Origin of the sequence: Caballeronia sp. INML1, from assembly GCF_023631085.1 — a bacterium.
Taxonomy (GTDB): domain Bacteria; phylum Pseudomonadota; class Gammaproteobacteria; order Burkholderiales; family Burkholderiaceae; genus Caballeronia; species Caballeronia turbans.
The window spans coordinates 1-2,497 of the sequence record NZ_JALQDT010000096.1 but is presented as its reverse complement, the minus strand read 5'-3'; the positions used below and the strand labels follow the sequence as shown (position 1 = coordinate 2,497).

The following is a 2,497-nucleotide window of genomic DNA, read 5'->3' as shown; positions in this document are numbered from 1 at the left end:
GCGTTTAGGCGCCACAAGTCTTTCGGCATATAGGCGCCGGTAGATTTTCGCCGTAAACGCGCCACTGGCGTCTGAGTCGGGCGCTCGAACTTCGCCAACCGCTACTCTCCTGGCACGCATTTGCTCCGGAGGGTGGCTTGAAGAGGAAGTTCGAGATGTACCAATATCGACAGGTTCTGGTGCGAATGCGCCAGGGTGACTCCGACCGGGATATCGACCGGTCGAAGATCATGGGCCGTAAGAAGCTCGCGGCCGTGCGGGAGATCGCGACCGAGCGCGGGTGGCTTTCTCCGGACAACGCTCTGCCGGATGACGCGCAGCTTGCTACAGCGTTCAGCCGCAAGGAGTTCCTGCCCACGAGCTGTATCTCGTCGGCCGAGCCGTGGCGCGAACAGATTGCCCAGTGGCATGACGCAGGCGTCCCCGGCACGACGATTCACAGCGCGCTGGTGCGCAACCACGGCTACGCGGGAAGTTACTCATCCGTCTACAGGCTGCTTCAGCAATTGAAGGCGGAGCTCACGCCGGACGTACCGATGCGGCTGGAGTTCAAACCTGCAGAAGCCGCGCAGGTTGATTTCGGCGCAGGTCCGACCATCACCGATGCGCACACCGGCGAGATCCACAAAACGTGGTTCTTTGTGATGACGCTGTGCTGGTCGCGGCATCAATACGTTGAGTTTGTCCGCGACCAGAGCGTCGACACATGGTTGCTATGTCACCGTCATGCCTTCGAATGGTTCAATGGCGTAGTGGGACGCGTCATCATAGATAACCCCAAGTGTGCCATCGTCAAGGCCTGTATCTACGAACCCGAAGTCCAGCGCGCTTACGCGCAATGCGCCGAAGGGTACTTGTTCAAGGTCGATCCATGTCCGCCGAGGGACCCGGCTAAAAAAGGAATTGTCGAATCGGGCGTCAAATACGTGAAGTCGAGCTTCCTTCCTCTTCGCGAATTCCGTGATCTTGACGACGCCAACCGGCAAGCGCAAGCCTGGGTGATGCAAGAGGCCAGCACCCGGACCCATGGCACGACGCGCGAGGTGCCGCTCAAGCGTTTCGAAGGTGTCGAACAGGCGCTGTTGCAGCCGCTTCCCGATGTGCCACCGGAGCTGGCAACCTGGGCGCGCGTGAAGGTCCATCGCGACGCCCATGTGCAATTTGAGCGCGCCTATTATTCCGTGCCGTTCCGGCTTGCCGGTAAAGATCTATGGCTCAAGGCGACCGCCACCATGGTGCAGCTCTACTACGAGCACGAACTGTCGGCATCGCATGTCCGCCAAACTGCGCCAGGAACGCGTATCACTGTGGCCGATCACATGCCGCCAGCAGCACAGGCCTGGCAAATGCACGACACCCAATGGTGCCTGAGAGAAGCGCAACGCATCGGGCCGTCCTGCTACGCGCTTGTTCACGCGCTCTTTGGCGATCGGGTTCTCATCAAGCTGCGCGCCGTACAGGGCGTGCTGCGCTTCGCCCAGCAGTTCGGCGCATCTCGCCTGGAGGCGGCCTGCCGTCGCGCGAATCACTTCGGCAATCCAAGCTACAAAGCCGTCAAGCTGATCTTGCAGAAAGGCCTCGATCAGACCTGGCTGTCGAACGAACCTGTTGAATCGGGCGCGACCACCTACACCCACGGCGGCCGCTTCTGCCGCGATACCCAGACTCTCCTGATCCATTGAACATGAATCCAATTCCCGAACTCACGTCTTCTCTTAAGCAATTGCGACTATCCGGCATCCTCGACACGCTCGAAGCACGCAACCGTGAAGCCATCGACCGCAAGCTTGCCTATACAGACTTCCTGACGTTGCTCATCCAGGACGAGATCGCACGGCGCGATCATCGAAAGCTCGACGCCCGCATGCGCCGCGCCAACTTCCGTGGACAGAAGACACTCGAGGGTTTCGACTTCGACCGGCTACCCAACCTCAATCGCGCCGTCGTCCATGATCTCGCGACCTGCCGGTTCATCGATGAGAGGGTCAGCGTGCTGATCGCCGGTCCGTGCGGAACGGGCAAAAGCCATCTGGCGCAGGCACTGGGCCATGCGACCGCCCGGCAAGGTCACGATGTCCTGTTCATGACCCAGACCCGGCTTCTCAGCACGCTACGCAACGCGCAAGCCGTGGGCTCCTACGAACGGCGATTCCAGGCGCTTGCCAAGGTGCCGTTGCTCATCATTGACGACTTTGGACTGAAACCCATGCGCACGCCCGAAGACGAAGACTTCCACGATCTCATTGCCGAGAGGTACGAGCGTACATCGACTGTCTTAACGAGTAATTTGGATTTTACGGAATGGGGCGACGCGTTCGCGACCAACAAAATGCTCGGCGCCGCAACGCTCGATCGCCTGCGACATGCGGCATACCGCGTCGTGCTCGACGGTGAAAGCTATCGCGTCCCTCGTCCGATGCCCGAGAGCAACAAATCAGCACTTGCGAAAGGAGGTAAAAACAAGGATTCTTGATCCCCGTTCGAGCCCCGAAACAGG

The 2,497-nt window shown here is 59.9% G+C and carries 2 protein-coding genes; both read left to right on the top strand.

Going from position 1 to position 2,497, the window contains the following annotated elements; all coding sequences use genetic code 11:
- The first annotated feature begins 155 nt into the window (after positions 1-155).
- On the top strand, positions 156-1,682 hold the full coding sequence (gene istA, locus NCR38_RS33960) for an IS21 family transposase (protein WP_061121662.1): 1,527 nt from the start codon (positions 156-158) through the stop codon (positions 1,680-1,682).
- A 2-nt stretch (positions 1,683-1,684) separates the two neighbouring features.
- The gene (gene istB / locus NCR38_RS33955) at positions 1,685-2,473 is read left to right on the top strand and encodes an IS21-like element helper ATPase IstB (RefSeq protein WP_250478534.1); all 789 of its coding nucleotides are present in this window, start codon (positions 1,685-1,687) and stop codon (positions 2,471-2,473) included.
- The last annotated feature ends 24 nt before the right edge of the window (positions 2,474-2,497 follow it).

Bases quoted from the DNA above. Each gene is read 5' to 3' on its own strand.
- istA (WP_061121662.1), top strand. From the start codon at position 156: ATGTACCAATATCGACAGGTTCTGGTGCGAATGCGCCAGGGTGACTCC.
- istB (WP_250478534.1), top strand. From the start codon at position 1,685: ATGAATCCAATTCCCGAACTCACGTCTTCTCTTAAGCAATTGCGACTA.